Origin of the sequence: Nocardia sp. NPDC050717 (assembly GCF_040654275.1) — a bacterium.
Lineage (GTDB): Bacteria > Actinomycetota > Actinomycetes > Mycobacteriales > Mycobacteriaceae > Nocardia.
The window spans coordinates 499,996-526,501 of record NZ_JBFAHR010000001.1 but is presented as its reverse complement, the minus strand read 5'-3'; the positions used below and the strand labels follow the sequence as shown (position 1 = coordinate 526,501).

1 protein-coding gene (cut by a window edge) is annotated in these 26,506 nt (G+C 71.7%); it reads right to left on the bottom strand.

Annotated elements, in window-relative coordinates; all coding sequences use genetic code 11:
- Positions 1-111: 111 nt before the first annotated feature.
- Positions 112-26,506: the 3' portion of a non-ribosomal peptide synthase/polyketide synthase gene (locus tag AB0H56_RS02360; protein WP_357156255.1), read on the bottom strand. The gene runs 17,579 nt beyond the window's last position; the window shows 26,395 of its 43,974 coding nt (coding positions 17,580-43,974); its start codon lies beyond the right edge, outside the window; its stop codon occupies positions 112-114.

Below are 26,506 nucleotides of genomic sequence, written 5' to 3'. Positions count from 1 at the left end.
GTCGAATGCACCGCGCGCCGCCCGCGTCGGCCCTGTCGAGTCTAACCGCTGCCGGAGTGATCCACCCTTCGCTCGCCTACCGGGGCAGTCCCGGTAGGCGAGCGGGCGGGACTACTCCGCCACGATCACCGTGACCTCGCCGTCGGCGGCGTCGGTGGCATCACCCGGGACCACGAACCAGTGGGTCACCTCGCCGTCGGCCAGGTCGTCTTCGACCGAGCCGTCGGGCAGCACCGACAGGGCGCCCGCGGTGGCCGCGACCAGGAATTCCTGGACGGCGGCCGGGCCGGAGGCGTGGGTGGTGTAGGTGGTGGATTCATAGTCGACGCCGTGGGTGGTGCGCAGGCGTTCGGCGAGGGTGATCGCGGCGCTCTGGGTGAGCGTCGTGGTCTCGCCGTCGGTGACCGTCACGAAGGCCGGATCGTCCTCGGACAGCGGGCGGGCGCGGTCGGCATAGGAGACGGGATGCGCCGCGGCGGCGGCGATCTCGGCGTCCACGTCGGCCAGCACCAGCCATTCGCCCGCGACACCGGCGACGGGCGCGTCGCTGATGCCGAAGGTCGCGCCGGCCGCGGCGATCTCGACGCCGGTGAGCGCACCGGCGAACAGCACCGCGGCGCCCGCCTTGTGGACCGCCCAGGCGGCCAGCACCGAATCCACGCCGCGCGGCAGCGAGATCGCGACCACGTCGCCCGGGCCCGCACCGCGCGCGATGAGCACGCGGGCCAGCTGCGAGGACTTGCGATCCAGTGCGCTGTAGGCGATCTCGCTGTCCCCGCGCAACAGCGCGGGCGCCTGCGGATCGGCCTCGACGACCTCACCGAGCACCTTGGCCACCGTCTGCGCGCCGACCCCGCTCGTGGCGATCGGTGCCGCGGCGGCCGCGGTCACGCCGGATTCGGCGAGCAGCTGGGCGCGTTCGCCCGCGTCGAGGATGTCGATGTCGCCGACCAGGCCGGTCGGGTTGTCGAGCAGTTCGTCGAGCACGCGCAGCAGGCGCTGCGACAGCGTGCGGATCTCGTCGGCGGTGAAGGTACTCGTCAGGTACTTCATGGTGATCTCGATGGTCGACTCGGCCATCACCACCAGCGTGAGCGGGTAGTGTGTCGCGTCGTCGAGGCCGACACCGGTGACCTGCATGCCGTCGATCGAGCTCGCCGCGGTGACGGCGTCCTTGTCCATCGGGTAGGACTCGAACACCAGCAGCGTGTCGAACTGCGAGCCGACGCCGGCCACCCGCTGGATGTCGGAGAGGCCGACGAAGTGATGGCTGAGCAGTTCGGCCTGCTCGGACTGCACCCGCTTGGTCAGTTCCTCCGCGCTGATCCGGTCGTCGATCTGGATCCGCACCGGCAGGGTGTTGATGAACAGGCCGACCATGGACTCCACGCCGGGCAGCTCGGCCGGGCGACCGGAGACGGTCGCGCCGAACACCACGTCGTCGCGGCCGGTGAGGCGACCGACCACGATGCCCCACGCGGTCTGCAGCAGCGTGTTCACGGTGACGCCGAGTTCGCCCGCGTGCTTGCTCAGCGACCTGGTGCGGTCGCTGTCGATCTCGACGATGATCTTGTCGAGCTCGTAGCGCTCCTCGGTGCGCGGCGCCGGCGCCAGCTGGGTGGGGCCTTCGACCCCGGCCAGCGCGTCGGACCAGGCCCGCAGCGACTCTTCCCGGTCCCAGCCCGAGAGCCAGGACAGGAAGTTGCGGTAGGAGGCCACGCGCGGCAGCGCGGTGAGGTCACCGTGCACCGCGTAGAGCACCAGCAGGTCGCGCATGAGCAGCGGCATCGACCAGCCGTCGAGCAGGATGTGGTGCACCGTGATCGCCAGGTGCGCCTTCTCCTCCTCGGTCTTGTAGAGGCCGAAGCGGATCAGCGGCGCGGTCGCCATGTCGAACTGGTTGGCCTGGTCGGCGCGCAGCAGCTGCTGCATCCGCGGCAGGCGCTCGTCGGCGGGCAGATCGGTGAGATCGACCTCGCGCCAGGGCACCTCGAGCTCGGACAGCACCACCTGCACCGGCTGACCGGCCGAATCGGTGACGAAGGCGGTCCGCAGGTTCGGGTACCGGTCGAGCACGGCCTGGGCCGCGCCGCGCAGCCGGTCGACATCGAGTGTGCCGGTCAGGTCGAGCACGGCCTGCACGGTGTACACGTCGAAGGTCGCCGAGCTGAGCATGGCGTGGAACATCAGGCCGGCCTGCAGCGGCGAGAGCGGCCACACCTCGGCCATGGCCGGGTAGTTCGTCTCCCACAGCTCGATGTCGGACTGCTCGACCCGCACCAGCGGCATGTCGGACGGCGTGAAGCCGCCCGCGTCGCCGCGGCGCGCGTGCGTGGCGAGCGCGGTGAGCGCGGCCACGAACAGGTCGGCGAACTCCCGCGCCTGCTCGGCGGTGAGCAGCCCGGTCGGGAACGCGATGTTCGCGCCCAGCTGCGGGCCGTCCTCGCCGTCGTTGACGATGGCGTTGATGTCCAGCGTCGCGTTGGCGGGCATGTCCAGGTCCATCTCGGCGTCGAGCTGGCCCAGATCCGCGACCGGCACCCAGCCGAGTTCGGCGAGTTCGGCCGGGATCTCGCCCGCCGTGGCGCGACCGAGGTAGTTGAAGCTGATCTGGCCGACGCTCGGCAGTTCGGCGCCCTCGGCGGTCAGGTACTTGAGCATGCCGTAGCCGATGCCCTTGTCGGGCACGGCGAGCATCTGCTCCTTGACCGACTTGATCACGTCACCGAGCACGGCGCCGCCCGCGAAGGCGTCGTCGAGGTCGGCGCCCGCCAGGTCGAGCCGGACCGGGAAGGCGGTGGTGAACCAGCCGACGGTGCGCGAGAGGTCGGCACCGGCGACGATCTCCTCCTGGCGGCCGTGGCCCTCCAGCTTGATCAGCGCCGCCGTACCGGATTCGTCACCGCGCCACCGGGATACGGCCAGCGCGAGGGCGGTGAGCAGGCCGTCGTTGACCCCGCCGTGGTACAGGCCGGGGATCGCGGTGAGCACCGCGTCGGTGACCTCCGGCGAGAGGGTGACCTGCACCCGGTCGACGGTGGCGAAGGTGTCGACCTTCGGGTCGAACGCCCGCGCGCCCAGCTGCGGATCGGCGGTGGTGGAGACCTCGCGCCAGAACGGCAGTTCCGCGCGCCGCTCGCTCGCCTGCTCCACCAGGCTGTGCGCCCAGCGCCGCATCGAGGTGCCGTTGGCGGGCAGCGCCACCGGCTGACCGGCCGCGATCTGACCCCAGGCCATGCCGAGGTCCGGGATCAGGATGCGCCAGGACACACCATCGATCACGAAGTGGTGACCCACGATGAGCAGCGCGTCGCGCCTGCGCGGGCCGTCGGCGTTCTCGCCGAAGGCGAACCGGACGAACTGCACCATGGCCGCGTTCGCGGGATCGAGCCTGCCCATGGCCGCGTCGTATTCGACACTGGCCAGCTTGGACAGCTCCTCGTCACCGATCTCGCCCGGCACCTCGACCCGCCGCACCAGCGCGGCCACGTCGACCTCGCCCGGCGCCAGCGCCTCGAAGACCCACTCGCCCGCGTCTGACTGCTCCGCTCCCGAAGGCCCTGCGTGGTGACGCTCCGCTACCGCCTCCGTGCCCGCCGGTCGCTCCGCTACGACCCGCGCCACCCGCGAACGGAGCACGTCGTGGTGGTCGAAGACCGCGCCGATCGTGGCGTGCAGCACCTCGTCGGTGATGTTCTCCGGCAGGCGCAGCACCATCGACTGGGAGAACCGGTCGTAGGTGGAGCCACTGCTGAGGATCTGGCGCATGATCGGCAGCATCGGGATGTCGCCGACACCGCCGCCGGGCAGCTCCTCGAGCACGATCTGCTCGGAATCGCCCGCGAGCACGGCGATCTCGGCCAGGCCCGCCACGCTGCGCTTCTCGAACACGTCGCGCGGCTTGAACAGCACGCCGCGGTCCTTGGCCCGCGAGACCAGCTGGATGGACAGGATCGAGTCACCGCCGAGGGCGAAGAACGAATCGTCCAGGCCGACCGCGTCGACGCCGAGCACCTCGGCGAAGACGGTGGCGATGATCGCCTCGACTTCACTTGTCGGCGTGCGGAACTCGCGCGGGGCGAGCACCGGCTCGGGCAGCGCGCGACGATCCAGCTTGCCCGCGGGGGTCAGCGGGATCTCGTCGAGCACCATGACGGCGGCGGGCACCATGTGCGCGGGCAGCTGCTGCGCCGCGTACTCGACCAGGGCGGCCGGATCGGCGGCCGCACCCGGGGTGGCCCGCACATAGGACACCAGGATGGTGGCGCCCGCGTCGGTGGTGCGCCCGATCGTGGCGGCGAACTCGACGTCGTCGTGCGCGGTGAGGACCGCGTCGATCTCGCCCAGTTCGATGCGGAAGCCGCGGATCTTCACCTGGAAGTCGTTGCGGCCCACGTACTCCACGACCGGCTTGCCGTTGACGGTGCGCCAGGCGACGACGTCACCGGTGCGGTACAGACGCTCGCCGTCGGCGTACGGGTCGGCCACGAAGCGCTCGGCGGTGAGGCCGTGGCGCGCGTGGTACCCGCGGGCCAGGGCGACGCCGCCCAGGTACAGCTCACCGGCGACGCCCTCGGGCACCGGCCGCAGCCGGTTGTCGAGCACGTAGACGGTGGCGCCCGCGATCGGCCCACCGATGTTCATGGTGTCGCCGGGCAGCAGCGCGTCGGACATATTGGTGGCGATGGTCGCCTCGGTCGGACCGTAGGCGTTGTAGAACCGATGGCGGGCCGGGTCGGCACCCACGCTGTGCCAGTTGGCGACCAGGTCGACGGGGGCCTTGTCGCCACCGACGATGAGCGCCTCCAGTCCGGCCAGCGCCGCGGGCTCCATCGACGCCGCGACCAGCGGGGTCAGGAACACGTGGGTGAGTTCCTGGCCGACGATGATCTCGGCCAGCTCCTCGCCGCCGACCACGCCGACCGGCGTGATGACGAGCGTGCCCGCCGAGCCGACCGCGAGCAGGAACTCGAGGATCGACGCGTCGAACGACGGGGAAGCGAACGCCAGGGTGCGCGCGTCCTTGCCGAGACCGAACTGCGCCACCTGGGCGGCGGCGAAGTTGGCCACACCGGTGTGGCTCACGACGACGCCCTTGGGCAGGCCGGTCGAGCCCGAGGTGTAGATCATGTAGGCCGTGTTGCCGGCGCGGACGGCGCCGCGGCGGTCCGCGTCGGTGACGGGTGCCTCGGACTGCCGTTCGACCTCGGCGCGCAGCACCGCGTCGTCGAGGACCAGCCAGTCGTCCAGCGCGGGCGCGGGCAGGTGACCGACCTCGGACGACACCGTGATGCCCAGTGCCGCACCCGAATCCGACATCATGTGCGCGATGCGCTCGGCCGGGTACTTCGGATCGACCGGCAGGAACGCGGCACCCGACTTGATCACGGCCCAGATGGCGAGCGTGGTCTCCAGCGAGCGCTGCATGGCGATGGCGACGACCGTCTCCGGTGCGGCGCCGCGCGCGATCAGGACCCGGGCCAGGCGCGAGGAGACCGCGTCGAGCTGGGCATAGGTCAGCGAGCGACCCGACCGCGCCGCGAGCCCACCGGACTCGCCCGCACGCTGCGCTTCGTCGGCGTCCAGCACGAGGAGCGCGTCGACCAGTCCGGTGTCGACCGAATCGCCCGGCGCGACGATCGCCTGACCCTCCGGGTTGGTCGCGACGGCCTGCGCCAGCAGCTCGGGCATGGTCTTCGTCGAGGCCGCGCGACCGCCGGTGCGGGTGAGCAGCTCGGTCCGTTCGACCGTGTCGAGAAGTTCGAGGTCACCGACCGGGGTGGTGGTGTCGGCGACGACCTCGGCGAGCAGGCGCTGGAAGCGCTGCGCGAACGTCTCCACCGTCGACCGATCGAAAAGATCGGTGGCGTAGGAGAACTCGGCGTAGGCGCCCGCGTCGTCGTCGGGCTGCGCCTCACGAACGGTGAGGAGCAGGTCGAACTTGGCGGTGTCGACGTCGAAGTCGACGGCCGAGACCGACAGCCCGGGCAGTTCGAAGCCGGCGTCGGGCAGGTTCTCGAACGACAGCGCCACCTGGAACAGCGGGTGCCGCGCGGTGGAGCGCTCGGGGTTGAGCAGTTCCACCAGACGCTCGAACGGGATGTCGGCGTGGGCGAAGGCGGCCAGGTCGGCTTCCTTGGCCTGGGTCAGCAGCTCGGTGAAGCCGAGCTGGGCGCCGACCTGCGTGCGCAGGGCCAGCGTGTTGACGAACATGCCGATCACATCGTCGAGTTCGGCCTCGCCGCGCCCGGCGATCGGGGTGCCGATGACGATGTCCTCGGTGCCCGACATGCGCGCCAGGAACACCGCCAGCGCGGTGTGCACGACCATGAACAGCGTCGCGTTCTGCTCCCTGGCGATGGCCGAGAGTCCGGCGTGGATCTCGGTGTCGATCGGGAACAGCACCCGGCCACCGGCGAAGGACTGCGTGCTCGGACGCGGCCGGTCCAGTGGCAGGTTGAGCTCGTCCGGCACGCCGGCGAGCGCGCGCTTCCAGTAGTCGGCCTGCTGGGAGATCAGGCTGGTCTCGTCGGTCTCGGCGCCGAGCACCTCGCGCTGCCAGATGCTGAAGTCGGCGTACTGCACCGGCATCGGCGCCCAGCCGGGGGCTTCGCCGGCCGCGCGGGCGGCGTAGGCGATCATCACGTCGCGCGTCAGCGGGCCCATGGACCAGCCGTCGGCGCTGATGTGGTGGGCGACGAAGACGAGGACGTATTCGTGATCCGCGACGCGCAGCAGCTTGGCGCGCAACGGAACTTCGTCGAGTACGTCGAAACCGGTGGAGATCAGCGCCGCAATCCGGTCGGGGACCTCATCGGGGGCGACGGTCTCCGGCGTCAGGTCGGGGACGTTGCCCTCGACCGGCAGGATCACCTGATGCGGGGTGCCGTCGGTCGACGGGTACACCGTGCGCAGGGTCTCGTGCCTGGCCAGCACGTCGCCGACGGCCAGCTGCAGCGCCTCGACATCCAGGTCGCCCGTCAGGCGGACGGCGACCGGGATGTTGTTGACGGCCGAGCTGGTGTCGAACTGGTTCAGGAACCACATGCGCTGCTGCGCGAGCGAGAGCGGCACCCGCTCCGGGCGCGGCCCGGCGACCAGCGCGCGCCGCCCACCGGCGCCCGCGCCCTGCTCGACCTTCACCGCGAGGCCGGCCACGGTCGAGGCCTCGAACAGCAGGCGCACGGGCACCCGGCTGTCGAGCGCGGCGCCGAGACGGGCCGCGACCTGGGTGGCCAGCAGCGAGTTGCCGCCGAGGGCGAAGAAGTCGTCGTCGGCGCCGACGCGGTCGGTGCCGAGCACGTCGGCGAACACGCCCGCCACGATCTCCTCGATCGGGGTGGACGGCGCGCGGAAGGCCTGAGCCTCGAACTCCGGCTCCGGCAGCGCCTTGCGGTCGAGCTTGCCGTTGACATTGAGCGGCAGCGCGTCGAGCACGACGAACGCGGCCGGAACCATATACGACGGCAGACCCTCGGCCAGCGTCGACTTCACCTGCGCCACATCGATATCCGTGCCGACGACGTAGGCCACCAGGCGGTCGCCGGTACGCGGATCGGACTTGGCGATGACGGCGGCCTGCGCGATCTCGGGCAGTGCGAGCAACGCGGCCTCGATCTCGCCGAGCTCGATGCGGAAGCCGCGGATCTTCACCTGGAAGTCGGTGCGGCCCCGGTAGTCGAGCTCGCCGTCGGCCCAGGCCACCAGGTCACCGGTGCGGTACATCCGGGTGCCGGGGGTGAACGGGTTGGCGACGAAGCGGTCGGCGGTCAGGTCGGCGCGGCCGAAGTAGCCGCGGGCCAGCTGCGCGCCGGCCAGGTACAGCTCACCGGCGACACCGTCGGGCACCGGGTGCAGGCGCGAATCCAGCACGTACACCTGGCTGTTCCACTCGGGCGCGCCGATGGAGACCGAACCCTGGTCGGCCGCGCTCACCCGATGCGAGGTGATCGAGACCGCGGCCTCGGTGGGGCCGTACAGGTTGAACAGCTCGGTGCGCGGGAACGCGGTGCGGAACCGCTGTGCCAGCGAACCGGGCAGCGCCTCACCGATGGCAAGCACCCGCCACAGCGAATCGGGCATGCCCGAGGCCAGCAGCGCGTCGAGCATCGAGGGCACCACGTGCAGCGTGGTGACCCACTCGCGCGACATCAGCTCGTTCAGGTAGGCCGGATCGCGATGACCGTCGGCCGCGGCGATCACCAGACGACCGCCGCAGACGGCGGCCGACCAGAACTCCCAGACCGAGAGGTCGAAGGTCGCGGCGGTCTTGAGCAGCACCGCGTCGGCGGCGTCCATGCCGAATTCGACCAGCTTCCACTGCAACTGGTTGGCGATGGCGCCGTGCGGCACCGCCACGCCCTTCGGCCTGCCGGTGGAACCGGAGGTGAAGATCACGTACGCGGTGTGCGCCGGGCGCAGCGGCTCGGTGCGCTCCGCGTCGGAAATCGGTGCGGCGCTGAGATCTTCGAGGTCGAGTTCGTCGATGCGCAGCACGGGCGCGACGTCGGTCGCGAACTCGGCGTCGGCGTTGGTCAGCACGCAGACCGGCGCCGCCGTCTCGAGGATGTAGCCGGTGCGCTCGGCCGCCTGATCCGGGTCGACCGGCACGTAGGCGCCGCCGGACTTGGCCACCGCGTACATCGCGACGACCAGGTCCACCGAGCGGCGCAGGGCCAGCGCGACCCTGGCCTCCGGGCCCACACCCAGCGAGATCAGGTGGCGGGCGAGGCGGTTCACCCTGGCGTCGAGCTCGGCGTAGGTGAGCTGCGCGCCGTCGTCGGTGACCAGCGCGGTCGACTTGGGATCGGCCGCCACGGTCGCGTCGAGCAGCGAGACCAGGGTGGCCTCGGTGTCGACGGTGTACGCGGTGGCGTTGCGCGCCGTCAGCACCTGGGTGCGCTCGGCCTGCGCCAGCAGGTCGATGTCGCCGACCGCGGTACGCGGGGTCTCGACGATCGCACCGAGCAGGCGGACGAACCGCTCGACGAACCCTTCGACCGTGGCGTGGTCGAACAGGTCGGTCGCGTAGGTGAAGATGCCCGAGATGCCTTCTGGCTCACCGGCGTCGCCGTAGCGGTCGGTGGCGATCAGGTGCAGGTCGAACTGCGACAGCTGGGAGTCGATGTCGAGACCGGACACCGTCAGGCCCGGCAGCTCCAGGGTGGCGCGGCTGAGGTTCTGGAACGACAGACCCACCTGGAACAGCGGGTGCCGCGCGGTCGAGCGGACCGGGTTGAGGACCTCGACCAGGCGCTCGAACGGCACATCGGCGTTGGCGAAGGCCGCGATGTCGTCCTCGCGCTGGCGGGCCAGCAGCTCGGTGAAGGCCTCGCCGCCGTCGACCTTGGTGCGGAACACCAGGGTGTTGACGAACATGCCGATCATGTCGTCGAGGACGGCCTCGCCGCGACCGGCCATCGGGGTGCCGATGGCGATGTCGTCGGTGCCCGAGAGGCGGGCCAGCAGCACCGCCAGCGCCGTGTGCACGACCATGAACAGCGTCGCGCCCTCGGCGCGGGCCAGTTCGACCAGCGCGCGATGGGTGTCGGCGTCGATCTGGACGTCGACCTTGCTGCCCGCGAAGGTCTGCACCGCGGGGCGCGGCCGGTCGGCGGGCAGGTCGAGCTGATCGGGCAGGTCGGCCAGGGCCTGCTTCCAGTGCGCGACCTGCTTGGCCGCCATCGAGTCCGGATCGTCCTCGCTGCCGAGCAGCTCGCGCTGCCAGATGCTGTAGTCCGCGTATTGGACGGCCAGCGGGGACCAGCCCGGCTCCTGACCGGCCGAGCGGGCCGCGTAGGCGGTCATCAGGTCGCGGGTCAGCGGGGCGACCGAGGATCCGTCACCGGAGATGTGGTGCACGACCATGGCGAGCACGAAATCGCCGGAGACCACGCGGGCGGGACCGAACTCGGCGGCCGCCGGTGCGGCGTCGGTGTTCTCGACGCGGAACAGCGCCACCCGCAGCGGCACCTCGACGGTGACGTCGAAGACGGTCGACATCAGTTCCGCGACAGCCGATTCCATCTCGTCGGCGGCCACGGTGTGTTCCAGCAGTTCCGGCGCGGCCTGCGCGGGCGACAGGATCACCTGTGCCGCACCGGCTTCGGTCTGCGGGTAGACCGTGCGCAGGATCTCGTGACGCGACACCAGGTCGATGATCGCGGCGCGCAGCGCGGCCACGTCGAGGTCACCGGTGAGGCGGACCGCGACGGGCACGTTGTAGGCCGCCGACTGGGTGTCGAAGCGGTTGAGGAACCACATGCGCTGCTGGGCCAGCGAGAGCGGGATGTGCTCCGGGCGCGGACCGGCGGTGAGCGCCTTTCGATCGCCGGTCTCGGCGTGCTGCTCGATGCGGTGGGCCAGCGCCGACACCGTCGACGCCTCGAACAGCAGGCGCACCGGGATGCGGGTGTCGAGCGCCTCGCCGAGGCGCGCGGCGACCTGCGTGGCCAGCAGTGAGTTGCCGCCCCAGGCGAAGAAGTCGTCGTCGAGACCGAACCGCTTGTCGCCGTCCAGCCGCAGAACCTCGGCGAACGTGGCGGCGACGAGCTGCTCGCTCGGGCTCACCGGCGCGCGGAACACGGCCTTCTCGACCTCGGGCTCCGGCAGCGCCTTGCGGTCCAGCTTGCCGTTGGCGTTCAGCGGCAGCGCGTCGAGCTGCAGGAACACGGTCGGCACCATGTACGACGGCAGTTCGGCGGCCAGGGCGGCGCGCAGCGCCAGCTTGTCGATGTCGGCGGCGTCGGCGACGACGTAGGCGACCAGGCGGTCACCGACCACCGGGTCGGTGTGGGCGAGCACCGCCGCGGCGGTGATGCCGGGCTGACGCAGCAGCGCGGCCTCGATCTCGCCGAGCTCGATACGGAAGCCGCGGATCTTCACCTGGAAGTCGGTGCGGCCCCGGTAGTCCAGTTCGCCGTCGGCGTTCCAGGCCACCAGGTCACCGGTGCGGTACATCCGCTCGCCGGCGGCGGAGAACGGATCGGCGACGAAGCGGTCGGCGGTCAGATCGGCACGGCCGTAGTAGCCGCGCGCCAGCTGGGCGCCGGCCAGGTACAGCTCACCCGAGACACCGACCGGCACCGGGCGCAGGCGCGAATCCAGCACGTAGACACGGCTGTTCCACTCCGGCGCGCCGATCGACACCGACACCTGGTCGGCGTCGGTCACGGCGTGGCTGGTGATCGAGACCGCGGCCTCGGTCGGGCCGTACAGGTTGAACAGCGCCGCGGTGTTGCCGCCGCGGAAGCGCTGCGCGGTGGACGCGGGCAGCGCCTCACCGATGGCGAGCACCCGGCGCAGCGTGCGCGGCAGCGCCGCACCGGACTCGGTGAGCAGCGCGTCGAGCATCGAGGGCACCACGTGCAGCGTGGTGACGCCGGTGGCCCGCATCAGGTCGTTCAGGTAGGCCGGGTCGCGGTGGCCGTCGGCCGTGGCGACCACCAGGCGGGCGCCCGCGACGGCGGCCGTCCAGAACTCCCAGACCGAGAGGTCGAAGGTGGCCGCGGTCTTGAGCAGCACCGCGTCGTCGGCGCCGATGCCGAATTCGGCTTTCTCCCACAGCAACTGGTTGACGATCGCGCCGTGCGGGACGGCGACGCCCTTGGGCTTGCCGGTCGAGCCGGACGTGAAGATCACGTACGCGGTGTTCGCGGGCAGCAGCTCCCCGCGACGCTCGGTGATCGCCGCCGGGCTGACAGCACTCAGGTCGAGCTCGTCGAGGACGACCACGTCGGCTGCCGCCGTGCGGAATTCGGCGTTCGCCGTCGTCAGCACGACCGCGGGCGCGGCCGTCTCGAGGATGTAGTCGGTGCGCTCGGCGGGCTGGTCGGGGTCGATCGGCACGTAGGCCGCGCCCGTGCGGGCCACCGCGTACATGGCGATGATCAGCTCGGCGGAACGGCGGATGGCCAGCGCCACCCGGTCCTCGGTGCCGATCCCACGCTCGATCAGGTGCCGCGCGAGGCGGTTGACCTCGGCGTCGAGTTCGGCATAGGTCACCTCGCGACGACCGGAGACAGTAGCGGCACCCGCGCCCGCCGACGAACCGGCAGCCTCGACCGGGGCCTTCGCGCCGGCACTACCGCCGACGGCGTCCGCGTCATCGCCGCGCAGGGCGAGAGTGTCGGATTCCGCGCCGTCGACGACCAGTGCGATCGCGTCCGGCGTCGCCGCGACGGTCGCGTCGAGCAGCGACACCAGGGTGGCCTCGGTGTCGATCGCGTGCGCGGTGTCGTTCCACGCGGTGACGATGCGCTCGGACTCCGGCGCGGTGAGCAGGTCGATATCGCCCACCGGGACGGTCGCGTCGGCGGCGACCGCGTCGAGCACCAGCAGGAAGCGGTCGGCGAAGCTCTGGACCGTCGACTCGTCGAACAGGTCGATGGCGTAACCGAATTCGGTGACCAGCTGGGCCGGTGCGCCGTCGTCGGTGTAGCGGTCGTACAGGGTGACGTGCAGGTCGGTCTTGGCCAGCTGCGAGTCGTAGTCCACGGCGCTGACGGTCAGGCCCGGCAGCTCGAAGGTGGTGTCGGCCAGGTTCTGGAACGACAGGCCCACCTGGAACAGCGGGTTGCGCGCGGTCGAGCGCACCGGGTTGAGCACCTCGACCAGGCGCTCGAACGGCACGTCGGCGTTGGCGAAGGCCTCGAGGTCGCGTTCGCGCACGTCGGCGAGCAGGTCGGCGAACGAGGCCGCCGGGTCGATGGCCGTGCGGAACACCAGGGTGTTGACGAACATGCCGATCAGGTCGTCGAGTTCGCGCTCACCACGGCCCGCGATCGGCGTGCCGACCGCGATGTCGTCGGTGCCGGACAGGCGGGCCAGCAGCACCGCCAGCGCGGCGTGCACGACCATGAACAGCGAGGCGTTGTTGGCGCGGGCCAGCTCGTGCAGGGCCGCGTGCCGGGCCGGGTCGATCTCGAAGCGGATCGCCTTGCCCTGGAACGACTGCGCGGGCGGGCGCGGGCGGTCGGCGGGCAGCTCGAGCTGGTCGGGCAGCCCGGCCAGCGCCTCGGTCCAGTAGGCGACCTGTTTGGCCGCGAGCGAGGCCGGGTCGGTCTCGTCGCCGAGCACCTCGCGCTGCCACAGCGCGTAGTCGGCGTACTGCACCGGCAGCGGCGCCCACTGCGGCGCCTCGCCCTGCACGCGGGCCACGTAGGCGGCCATGATGTCGCGCGCCAGCGGGCCCATGGAGGAGCCGTCGGCGGAGACGTGGTGCACGGTGAAGGCGAGCACCCGGTCGGTCTCGCTGAGTTCGAACAGCGCCACCTTGAGCGGCACCTCGCGGGTGACGTCGAAGGTGGTCATCGCGAATTCGATGACGGCGCCGAGCAATTCGGCCTCGTCGACCGCGATGTGGTGCACCACGGCACGGCTCTGCGCGATCGGCAGGATCACCTGGTGCGGGCCGTCGGGCGAGGCCGGGTAGGTGGTGCGCAGCATCTCGTGCCTGGCGAACACGTCACCGATGGCCTGCTCGAGCGCGGGCACGTCGAGCTCGCCGGTCAGGCGAACCGCCAGCGGGATGTTGTCCACCGCCGAGGTGGAGGTGTCGAACTGGTTGAGGAACCAGTACCGCTGCTGGGCGGGCGAGAGCGGGACGCGGGCGGGCCGCTCCCCCGCCGTCAGGCGCGGGCGGGCGCGGCCGGAACCGGCATTGCGCTCGACGGTGGCCGCCAGCGCAGACACCGTGGACGCCTCGAACAGGTCGCGCACCGACAGCTGGGTGTCCAGGGCAGCGCCGATGCGGGCGGTGACCTGGGTGGCCAGCAGCGAGTTGCCGCCGAGTTCGAAGAAGTCGTCGTCGGCGCCGACGCGGGTCACCCCGAGCACGTCACCGAAGGTGCCTGCCACGATCTCCTCGATCGGGGTCGAGGGCGCGCGGAAGACCTTGGCTTCGAACACCGGCGCCGGCAGCGCCTTGCGGTCGAGCTTGCCGGAGGCGTTGAGCGGGAAGGCGTCCAGGACCACGAACGCGGTCGGCACCATGTACCCCGGCAGCGCGCCGCCGAGTTCGGTGCGCACGGCGTCGAGGTCGACGCTCTGCCCGGCGGCCGGGATCAGGTAGCCGACCAGCTGGTCGCCGAGGCGCTCGTCCGAGCGGACCACGACCACCGACTGCGCGATCGACGGCAGCGCGGTGAGCGCGGACTCGATCTCGCCCAGCTCGATCCGCAGACCGCGCAGCTTCACCTGGAAGTCGGTGCGGCCCAGGTATTCCAGCTCGCCGTCGGCGGTCCAGGTGACGAGGTCACCGGTGCGGTACATGCGTTGACCGTCGTCTCCGAAGGGGTCGGCGACGAAGCGGTCGGCGGTGAGATCCGGGCGGGCGACATAGCCGCGCGCCAGCTGGACACCGGCCAGGTACAGCTCGCCGGGGACACCGACGGGCACCGGATGCAGGCGCGAATCCAGCACGTACACCTGGGTGTTGAACACCGGCGCGCCGATCGGCACCGAGGTGGTGTCGGCATCGGTGACCTCGTGGAAGGTGACGTCGACGGCGGCCTCGGTGGGGCCGTACAGGTTGTGCAGCGCCGCGCCGGTGAGCGCGCGCAGCCGCTGGGCGGTGGGCGCGGGCAGCGCCTCACCGGAGGCGAAGACCAGCCGCAGGCTGCTGCCGGTCGCGCGACCGTCGGCCGGCGCGACGGCGGCCGACTCGGCGAGTTCGGCGACGAACACCGACATCATCGACGGCACGAAGTGCGCGGTGGTGACGCCCTCGGTGCGGATGACCTCCGCCAGGTAGGCCGGATCGCGATGCCCGTCCGGCTTGGCCACGACCAGGCGCGCCCCGATCTGCAAGGGCCAGAAGAACTCCCACACCGACACGTCGAAGGTGGCGGGGGTCTTCTGCAGCACCACGTCGTCCCGGGTCAGGCCGTACTGCTGCTGCATCCACACGAGGCGGTTCACGATCGCGCCCTGACTGACCGCCACACCCTTCGGGCGGCCGGTCGAGCCGGACGTGAAGATCACGTACGCGGTGTTCGACGGACGCAGCGGCGCGATGCGCTCGGCGTCGGTGACCGGCGTCGCGGCGTAGCCGGACAGGTCGAGGCTCTCGATGTTCAGCGCGGCGGTGGTGCCCGCGTCGAACTGGTCGCCCGCCGTGGTCAGCACGCACACCGGCGCGGCGGTCTCGAGCACGTAGTGGGTGCGCTCGGCCGGGTGGTCGGGGTCCAGCGGCACGTAGGCGCCACCGGCCACGCTCACCGCGTACATGCCGATCACCAGCTCGAGCGAGCGGCGCATGCCGAGCGCGACCATGGTGTCGGGGCCGACACCCTGGGCGATCAGGTGGCGGGCCAGGCGGTTCACCCGTGCGGTGAACTCGGCGTAGGAGAGACCCGTCCCCTCGAAGCTGAGGGCGATCGCGTCCGGGCTGGTCGCGGCCTGTGCCTCGAACATCGACACCAGCGTCGCGGTCTCGTCGACCGGGTGCGCGGTGGCGTTCCATTCGGTGAGCACGCGGCGACGTTCGGCCTGGTCGAGCAGGTCGACCTCGCCGATCGCCGTGGCGGGCGCCGCCACGACCGCGGTGAGCATCCGCACCAGTCGCTGCGCGAGCGCGGCGATGGTATCGGCGTCGAACATGTCGGTGGCGTAGGCGAATTCGGCGGACATGCCGTCGGCCGAACCGTCGTCGCGGTAGCGGTCGGTCAGGTTCAGGTGCAGGTCGAACTTGGCGGTCACCACATCCAGCGGCACGCCCGCGACCTCGAGGCCGGGCAGTTCGAACGAGGCCTCGCCGGTGTTCTGGAACGACAGCATCACCTGGACGAGCGGATGCCGCGCCTGCGAACGGGCCGGGTTGAGGATCTCGACCAGGCGCTCGAACGGCAGGTCGGCGTGGCCGAACGCGGCCAGGTCGTTCTCCCTGGTCTGGGCGAGCAGGTCGGTGAACGGCTGGGCCGGGTCGACCGCGCTGCGCAGCACGAGGGTGTTGACGAACATGCCGATCGCGTCGTCGAGCACGGCCTCACCGCGGCCCGCGACGGCGGTGCCGATGGCGATGTCGTCGGTGCCGGACAGGCGGCCGAGCAGGGCGGCGAACGCGGCGTGCACCACCATGAACAAGCTGGCGCCGTGGTCGCGGGCCAGCGCGTTCAGGCTCGCGGTGAGCGCCGGATCGATCGAGAACTCGTGCACGCCACCGCGGTTGGAGGCCACGGCCGGACGCGGCCGGTCGGTGGGCAGGTCGAGCTGATCGGGCAGCCCGGCCAGATGCGCCGACCAGTAGGCGACCTGCTGGGCGATCATCGACGACGAATCGTCCTCGGCGCCCAGAGTTTCGCGCTGCCACAGCGCGAAGTCGGCGTACTGCACCGGCAGCGGCGCCCAGCCGGGCGCCTCGCCGCGCGAGCGCGCCGCGTAGGCGATCATCACGTCGCGGGCCAGCGGACGCACCGACCAGCCGTCGCCGGAGATGTGGTGCACCACGAACACCAGCACGTGGGTGTCGGGCTGGGAGCCGTCCATCGAACCGGCGATGCGGAACAGGGCCGCGTGCACCGGGACCTCGGCGGTGACGTCGAAGGCGGTGAGCACCTCGGCGCTGATACGCGCGTGCAGCTCGCCCTCGTCGACGGTGACCGGGGTCAGCGAGATCGGCGCCTGGGCGGCGGGCAGCACGACCTGCACGCCCTGGCCGTCGGCGGTCTCGGGGTAGACCGTGCGCAGCACCTCGTGCCGCTCGACCACATCGGCCACGGCCTGGCGCAGCGCCTCGACATCGAGGTCACCGGTCAGGCGCACGGCCAGCGGGATGTTGTTGACCGCGGTCGTGCTGTCGAAGCGGTTGAGGAACCACATGCGCTGCTGGGCCAGCGAGAGCGGGATCTGCTCCGGGCGCGGTCCGGCGACGAGCTCGCGGCGGCTGCCGCTGCCCGCGTGCGATTCCACCTTGGCGGCCAGCGCGGCGACCGAGGGCGCCTCGAACAGCACGCGCACGGGGACGCGGGTGTCCAGGGCGGCGCCGAGGCGGGCGACCACCTGGGTGGCGATCAGCGAGTTGCCGCCCAGGTCGAAGAAGTCGTCGTCCAGGCCGACGGCGCGGTCACCGGACAGGCCGAGCACCTCGGCGAAGGTGGCGGCGACGATCTCCTCGATCGGCGTGCTCGGCGCGCGGAACTCGCGGGCCTCGAACACCGGGTCGGGCAGGGCGCGGCGATCCAGCTTGCCGTTGGCGCTCAGCGGCATCTCGTCGAGCACGACGAACGCGGCGGGCACCATGTAGCTCGGCAGCTGTGCGGCCACATGCGTACGCAGCGCCTCGATCTCGGCGGTGGAGCCGGCGGCGGGCACCACGTAGCCGACGAGCTGGTCGCCGGTGCGGGCGTCCGAGCGCACGACCACCACGGCCTGCGCGACGGTCTCGTGCGCGGTGAGCGCGGCTTCGATCTCGCCGAGCTCGATGCGCAGACCACGCAGCTTCACCTGGAAGTCGGTGCGGCCGAGGTAGGTGATGACGCCGTCCGCGTCGCGGCGCACGAGGTCACCGGTGCGGTACATACGGGCGCCGTCAGCACCGAACGGGTCGGCGACGAAACGATCGGCGGTGAGATCGGCACGGCCGAAGTAGCCGCGCGCCAGCTGGGCGCCGGCCAGGTACAGCTCACCGGCGACCCCGGCGGCGACCGGATGCAGGCGCGAATCCAGCACGTACGCAGCGGAATTCCAGACCGGCGCGCCGATCGGGACGGCGCCGTCGACCTGGTCGGCGACCGGGCCGTGCGTCGCGTGGACGGTGAACTCGGTGGGGCCGTACAGGTTGAACAGCGCGGCGTCGCTGACCCGCCGGAACGCGGCGACCGCGTCACCGGTGAACGCCTCACCGGCGATCAGCAGGGCGCGCAGCGAGGACAGAGCTCCGCCCTCGGTATCCACACTGCCCGCGAAAACGGTCAGCATCGACGGCACGAAGGAGGTCATCGTGACGCGCTGGGCGGCGATGACATCGGCCAGGTACTGCGGGTCACGATGACCGTCCGGGCTCGCCACGACGATCCGGCCGCCGGTGCTGAGCGGACCGAACAGCTCCCACACCGACACGTCGAAGGTGGCGGGGGTCTTGAACAGCACCACGTCGTCGGCGCCGATGCCGTATTCGCCGGTGATCCAGCGGATCTGGTTGACCACGGCGGCGTGCGGCACGGCCACACCCTTGGGTCGGCCGGTCGAACCCGAGGTGAAGATGACGTAGGCCGGGTGCTGCGGGCGCAGCGGCGCGAGGCGCTCGGCATCGGTCACCGGCGCGTCGGAGTAGGCCGCCACCTCGAGGGTGTCGATGGCCAGGGTCGGCAGCTCGCCCGCGTCGAAAGCCTCACGGCCCGTGGTGAGGACGACCACGGGGGCGGCCGTCTCCAGCACGTAGGCGATGCGATCGGCGGGCTGGTCGAGGTCGAGCGGCACGTAACCGCCGCCCGCTTCCTGCACCGCGTACGCGGCGACGACCAGATCGATGCTCCGGCGCAGGCCGAGCGCGACCAGTGTCTCCGGGCCGACCCCGGCCTCGATCAGGCGATGCGCCAAACGGTGTACGCGCGAAGCGAATTCGGCGTAGGTCAGGGTGGCGCCGGTGCCGGGATCGACGAGGGCGACCGCGTCCGGGGTGGCTGCGGCCTGGCGCGCGAACTCCTCGACGAGGGTGCCCGCGGCGGGCAGCTCGCGCGCGGTGTCGTTCCACCCGCGCACGGCCAGCGCGGTCTCGGTGGCATCGAGCAGTGCGATGTCGCCGACGGCGCGGTGCGGGTCGGCCGCGAGCTCGGCGAGCAGGCGGGCGAACCGGGCGCCGAAGCGGTCCATGGTGGCCGCGTCGAACAGATCGGTGGCGTAGATCAGCTCGGCGACGATGCCAGACGGTGCGTCGGCGGGCTTCTCGGTGAGCACGACCTGCAGGTCGAACTTGGCCACGTCGACCGCGAGGTCGACGCCGCTGACCGTGAGGCCGGGCAGTTCCAGGCTGGTCTGGCCGGTGTTCTGGAACGACAGCATCACCTGGAACAGCGGGTGGCGCGCCTGCGAACGGGCCGGGTTGATGATCTCGACCAGGCGCTCGAACGGCAGGTCGGCGTGCCCGAACGCGGCGATGTCGCGCGCGCGGACCTCGCCGAGCAGTTCGGTGAAGCCGGCGTCGCCGTCGACCTCGGTGCGCAGCACCAGGGTGTTGACGAACATGCCGATCAGGTCGTCGAGCGCGCGCTCGCCGCGACCCGCGATCGGGGTGCCGATCGCGATGTCGGTCTCACCGGACAGGCGGGACAGCAGGACGGCCAGCGCCGCGTGGGCGACCATGAACAGCGTCGCGCCGCGGGTGCGGGCCAGTTCGGTCAGCGCCGCGTGGGTCTCGGCGTCGATCTCGAAGGTGTGGGTGGCGCCGCGACCGCTGGCGACCGCGGGACGCGGCCGGTCGGCGGGCAGGTCGAGCTGCTCGGGCAGGCCGCGCAGCTGCTCGGCCCAGAACGAGATCTGCTGGGAGATCACGGACTTGGCGTCGTCCTCGTCGCCGAGCACGGCGCGCTGCCACAGCGCGAAGTCGGCGTACTGCACCTCGAGCGGACGCCAGGCCGGCTCGGCGCCCTCGACGCGGGCGCTGTAGGCGGTCATCACGTCGCGGGTGAGCGGGCCCATGGAGAAGCCGTCGGCCGAGATGTGGTGCACCACAAGGGCCAGCACGTGCTCGGTGGGGCTCAGCTCGAACAGCGCGGCCCGGAACGGCACCTCGGCGGTGACGTCGAACGCGGTGCGGACCAGATCCGAGAGTCGTTGCGGCAGTTCGGCGGCCGTGGTGTCGATCGGCGCGAGATCGGGGATGACCTTGCCGGTCGGCACGATCACCTGGTGCGCGGCGCCCGAAACCTCGGGGTAGTAGGTGCGCAGCGACTCGTGGCGGGCGAGCACGTCGGCCACGGCCACCTGCAGCGCCTGCCGGTCGAGCAGGCCCGACAGCCGCACGGCGGCCGGGATGTTGTCGACCGCGGACTCCGGGTCGAAGCGGTTGAGGAACCACATGCGCTGCTGGGCCAGCGACAGCGGCACCCGGTCGGGGCGCTGCTGCGGGACCAGCGCGGCCCGGCGGTCGGCGCCGGAATGCGTCTCGGCGCGCGCGGCGAGTGCGGCGACGGTGGCCGACTCGAACAGCTCGCGCACCCCGATGTCGGACTCGAGCGCGGCCGAGAGGCGGGCCGCGACCCTGGTCGCGGTCAGCGAGTTGCCGCCGAGGGCGAAGAAGTCGTCGTCGAGGCCGACCCGCTCCAGGCCGAGCACCTCGGCGAAGGTGGCGGCGACGATCTCCTCGACCGGCGTGGTCGGCGCGCGGAACACCGCCGCCTCGAACACGGGCGCGGGCAGCGCCTTGCGGTCGAGCTTGCCGGAGGCGTTGAGCGGGAACTCGTCGAGCACGACGAGCACCGCGGGCACCATGTAGGCGGGCAGGTTCTCGCCGAGCTGCTCGCGCGCGTCCTCGATGTCGACGGTGCGGCCCGGCGCGGGGATGACGTAGGCCACCAGCTGGTCGCCGGTGTGCTGGTCACCGCGGACCACCACCACCGACTGGGCAACCTCGTCTAGGCCGGTCAGCGCCGACTCGATCTCGCCCAGCTCGATGCGCAGGCCGCGCAGCTTCACCTGGAAGTCGGTGCGGCCCAGGTATTCCAGCTCGCCGTGCTCGGTCCAGGCGACGAGGTCGCCGGTGCGGTACATGCGCGCGCCGTCGTCCTCGAAGGGGTTGGCGACGAAGCGGTCGGCGGTCAGGTCGGGTCGGGCGACGTAGCCGCGGGCCAGCTGGGTGCCCGCCAGGTACAGCTCACCCGCGACACCCACCGCAACCGGCCGCAGCCGCGAATCCAGCACGTAGACCTCGGTGTTGAACACCGGGGCGCCGATCGGGACGGTGTCGGTGTCGGTGTCGACGACCTCGTGGAAGGTGACGTCGACCGCGGCCTCGGTGGGGCCGTACAGGTTGTGCAGCGCGGCGCCGGTGAGCTCGCGCAGCCGGTGCGCGGGCTTGGGCGGCAGCGCCTCGCCGGAGGCGAACACCATCCGCAGCGACTCGCAGCGCGCGGCCGCGGCGTCGGCGACGAACACCGCCAGCATCGACGGCACGAAGTGGGTGACGGTGACGCCCTCGGTGTGGATGATCTCCGCGAGGTAGGCCGGATCGCGATGGCCGTCCGGCTTGGCCACGACCAGGCGCGCACCGATCTGCAAGGGCCAGAAGAACTCCCACACCGACACGTCGAAGGTGGCCGGGGTCTTCTGCAACACCACGTCGTCGGCGGTGAGACCGTACCGCGCCTGCATCCACACCAGGCGGTTCACGATCGCGCCGTGGCTCACGGCCACACCCTTCGGACGCCCCGTCGAACCGGACGTGAAGATCACGTACGCCGTGTTCGACGGACGCAGCGGCGCGATGCGCTCGGCGTCGGTGACGCGGGTCTCGGCGTAACCCTCCAGATCGAGCAGGTCGATGCGGACCTGGGCGGTGTCGATCTCGAGATCGGTCCCCGAGGTGAGCACACACACCGGATCGGCCGTCGCCAGAATGTATTCCGTGCGCTCGGCCGGATGATCGGGGTCGAGCGGCACGTAGGCGCCGCCGGCGACGCTCACCGCGTACATGCCGACAACCAGGTCGATCGAGCGGCGCATGCCGAGGGCCACATAGGTTTCCGGGCCGACACCGCGGTCGATCAGCCAGCGCGCGAGCTGGTAGACCCGCTGCGCGAACTCGGAATACGTCAGCGTCTCACGGAGACTCGATGAGGGGTGGTGGTCGGGCGACGGGTGGGCCAGGCTCGTCCCCTCGAAGGAGAGGGCGGTGGCCTGCGGAGCCTTCGCCACCTGCGCCTCGAACATCGAGACGAGGGTGGCCCGCTGGTCCACCTCGTGCGCGGTGGCGTTCCACTCGCGCACGACGAGCGCGCGCTCGGCGGCGTCGAGCAGTTCGATATCGCCCACGGCCACACCGGGTTCGGCGGTGATCGCGGTGAGCACCCGGATCAGGCGCTCGGCGATGCGGTGCACGGTGGCGGCGTCGAACAGGTCGCTCAGGTAGCCGGCGCGGATGCGCAGCTGGGTGTCGAGCTGGGCGATCAGCGACAGCGGGTAGTGCGTGGCGTCGGCGGCGTCCAGGCCGGTGACGGCCATGCCGTCGATGTCGGCGGCCTGGGCCTTGATGCCCTCGGCGTCGACCGGGTAGGACTCGAAGACCACCAGCGAGTCGAACAGGCCACCGATGCCTGCCGCCGACTGGATCTCGGCCAGGCCGATGTAGTGGTGGTCGAGCAGATCGGCCTGCTCGCCCTGGGTGCGGGTGAGCACCTCGCGCACCGACTCGGCGGCGTCGAAGCGCACGCGCACCGGGACGGTGTTGATGAACAGACCCACCATGGATTCCACGCCGGACAGCTGGGCCGGGCGGCCGGAGACGGTGGTGCCGAACAGCACGTCGTCGCGGCCGGTCATCCGGCCGAGCACGATCGACCAGGCGACCTGCAGCACGGTGTTCGGGGTGACGCCGAGGTCGGCGGCCAGCGCGACCAGGCGGGCCGTGGTCGGCTCGTCCAGGTCGAACAGGTACTCGTCGGACAGGGCCGTGATCTCGCGGCTCGCGTCGGGCCTGGCCAGCAGGGTCGGCTCGGTGACGCCGCGCAGCGCGTCGGACCACGCCGCCACCGACACCGCATGATCCTGCTGGGCAACCCATTCCAGGAAGTGCCGGTAGGAGCGGACGGCGGGCAGCGCGCTCGCGTCGCCGTGCAGGGCGTAGAGCGCGAGCAGGTCGCGCATCACCAGCGGGGTCGACCAGCCGTCGAGCAGGATGTGGTGGTTGGACACCACGAAGCGCCACTCGTGCTCGGCGATCCGGATCAGGGTGAACCGGATCAGCGGCGGCGCGGCCAGGTCGAAGCGGGCGTTGCGGTCGGCCTCGACGAGGTCGGCGAACTCGCCTGTTCCGGTGCGATCGTGCTCGGTCCAGGCGACCTGGGCGTGGTCGAGGACGATCTGTACCGCGTTGCCGTCACCGTCGGTGACGAACGCCGTGCGCAGGGTCTCGTGCCGGTCGAGCAGGGCCTGGGCGGCGGCGCGCAGACGAGTGGCGTCGACGCGACCGGTCAGCGTCAGGACCGCCTGCGCGGTGTAGACGTCGACCGAGCTGGCGGCCAGGCGGGCGTGGAAGAACAGGCCGGCCTGCAGCGCGGCCAGCGGCCACACCTGGGTCAGCTCGGGGTAGCGGCGCTCCCAGCCGTCGATGTCGTGCTGCGTGGCGCGCACCAGCGCGAAGTCGGACGGGGTGTGCCCGCCCGCCTCGGCCGAGTTGGCATGCCGGGCAACGGCTTCCAGCGCGGCGATCCACAGGTCGGCGAACTCGCGCACCTCGTCGGCGCCGAGCAGGGTGCTCGGGTAGCCGATATTGGCGCTGAGCTTGTCGCCGACGACGATCGCGTTCACGTCCAGCGGCGCCATGGCGGGCATGTCCGCGTCGTAGGCGCCGCCGAGGGCGGCCAGCTCGGGCGCGGGGATCCAGCCGAAGCCGCGCAGGGCGTCGGGCACGTCGCTGTCGGCGACGCGGCCCAGGTAGTTGAAGCTGATCTGGCCGGGCAGCAGCGCGGGCAGTTCGCCGGCGGTGTCGGCGTTCATGTACCGCAGCAGGCCGTAGCCGATGCCCTTGTCGGGCACCGCGAGCAGCTGCTCCTTGACGGCCTTGACCGCCTGGCCGACGGCGGGACCACCGGCGAGCGCGGCGTCGATGTCGATGCCCGCCAGGTCGAGCCGGACCGGGAAGATCGCGGTGAACCAGCCGACCGTGCGGGAGAGATCGGCGCCGGGCGCGACCTCTTCCTCACGGCCGTGGCCCTCCAGACGCACCAGCAACGCGTCGCCGTCCGCACGCGCGGCGCCACGGGAGCCGGGCGAGCCGGCGGCGCGCGTCGCGCGCCACTTCGCGGCGGCCAGCGCGAGCGCGGTGAGCAGGCCGTCGTTGACGCCGCCGTGGAACAGCGCCGGGACAGTGGTCAGCAGGGCCTTGGTGACCTCGGCGGACACCTCGACCGGCAGCTTCTCGATGACACCGGAGACGTCGACCGCCGGGTCCATCGGCCGCTCGGTGAGCAGCGGATCCGGGGTCGCGACGACCTCGCGCCAGAAGTCGAGTTCGGCGGTGCGTTCCGGGGTGCGGGCCTCGTCGGCGAGCGCGTGCGCCCAGGCCCGCATCGAGGTGGCGGGCGCGACCAGTTCGGGCTGCTGACCGGCGGAGAGCTGGCCCCAGGCGGCGACGAAGTCCGGCACCAGGATGCGCCAGGAGACGCCGTCGACCACGAGGTGGTGGGCGACGACGATCAGGCGACCGGCCCGCGCGGACCTGGCACCGGCCGGCGATTCCGCGGCGGCGGCGGCCGGGTCGTCACCGGGCAGCGAGATGCCGGGGGCGGCCGCGGTGGGCTGCAGCCACACGAAACGCACGACCACACCGGTGGCGGGGTCGAGCCTGTCGAGGCTGGCATCCAGTGCGGCGGAGGCGATCTCGACGAGTTCGTCATCGGTGACGTTCGCGTCGAAGGTGCTGTGGTCGATCAGCGCGTCGACGTCGACCGCGCCGACCGGCGCGGTGTCGACGACCCACTCGCCGTCGACCCGGCGCAGGCGCGACCGCAGCATGTCGTGGCGGTCGATGACCGCGCCGACCGTCGCGGCGATGCCGGCGCGGTCGATGCCGACCGGCAGTTCCAGCGCCATGGTCTGGTTGAACCGGTCGAACGAGCCGGGCCGCTCGGCCATGAAGCGCACGACCGGCGTCAGCGGCATCTCACCGACGCCGCCGCCGGGCAGCTCGGCCAGGGTGACCGCGGAAGCCGCTGCCACATCGGCGGTTTCGGCGACCGCTGCCAGGCCGGCGACGGTGCGCTGTTCGAAGACGTGGCGCGGGGTGAACAGCACGCCGCGGGCCTTGGCCCTGGAGACGAGCTGGATGGAGACGATCGAGTCGCCGCCGAGGGCGAAGAACGAGTCGTCGACGCCGACCCGCTCCACGCCGAGGACCTCGGCGAAGACCTCGGCGATGGTCTGCTCGAGCGAGGTGCGCGCGGCGCGGAAGGTGACCTCGGTGGCGAACACCGGTTCCGGCAGCGCCTTGCGGTCGAGCTTGCCGACCGGCGTCAGCGGCACGTGGTCGATCACCATGATCGACGAGGGCACCATGTAGGCGGGCAGACGATCCTCGACGTGCGCGGTCAGTTCCGCCACGTCGATCGAACGGCCCTGCGCCGCGACCACATACGCGACCAGCGACACCGCGCCCGCGGCGCTCTTGTGGCCGAGGGTGGTGGCGAAGTCGACGGTCTCGTGCGCGGCGAGCGCGGAGTCGATCTCGCCCAGTTCGATACGGAAGCCGCGGATCTTCACCTGGAAGTCGGAGCGGCCGACGTACTCGACGGTGCGCTCGGCGGTCCAGCGCACCACGTCACCGGTGCGGTACATGCGCTCCCCCGGCACGAACGGGTCGGCGACGAACCGGTCGGCGGTGAGCCCGGCGCGGGCGTGGTAGCCGCGCGCCAGCTGGATGCCCGACAGATAGAGCTCACCCGCGACACCCACCGGGACGGGCTGGAGCTGGGCGTCCAGGATCAGCGAGCGCATGCCGCGGGTCGGGCCACCGATGGTGACCAGCTCGCCCGGCGTCAGCGCGGTGCTGATGTTGGTCATGATCGTGGTCTCGGTGGGGCCATAACCGTTGTGGAAGGCACGAGTCGTGCCGTCCGCCAACGGAACCGCCCACTTGCTCACCAGGTCGGCGGGCACCGCTTCACCACCGGCGACCAGCACTCGCAGCGAATCCAGGCCGCTCGGGTCGAAGGTGGCCAGCGCGGCGGGGGTGATGAACGCGTGGGTGACCCGCTCGGCGCGGATCAGCTCGGACAGTTCGTCACCGCCGTAGACACCCGGCGGCACCACGACCAGCGCACCGCCGCGGGCCAGCGCCAGCAGCAGCTCGAGGATCGAGGCGTCGAACGAGGGCGAGGCGAAATGCAGTGCGCGGGTGTCGGAGTCGAGGGCGTAGCGCTTGGCCTGCTCCTCGCCGAAGTTCGCCAGACCCGCGTGGGTGACGACGACGCCCTTGGGCACGCCGGTCGAGCCGGAGGTGTAGATGACGTAGGCGGGCTGCTCAGGCGTGGTCGCGCGGACCAGTTCCGAATCCGCGATCGGGCCGCCGTCGAACGCGTCCAGATCCAGTTCGTCGAGCACCAGCCAGCGCGCCGATTCGGGCAGGCCCGCGCGCACGGAGGCGACGGTCAGGCCGAGCGGCGAACCGGAGTCGGTGACCATGTGCGCGATGCGATCGGCCGGGTAGGTCGGGTCGACCGGCACGAAGGCGGCGCCGGTCTTGGCGACGGCCCAGGCGGCGAACACCGAGTCGGCCGAGCGCGGGACGCCGACGGCGACGAGGTCCTCGGCACCGATGCCCTCGGCGATCAGCAAGCGCGCCAAGCGGTTCGAGCGC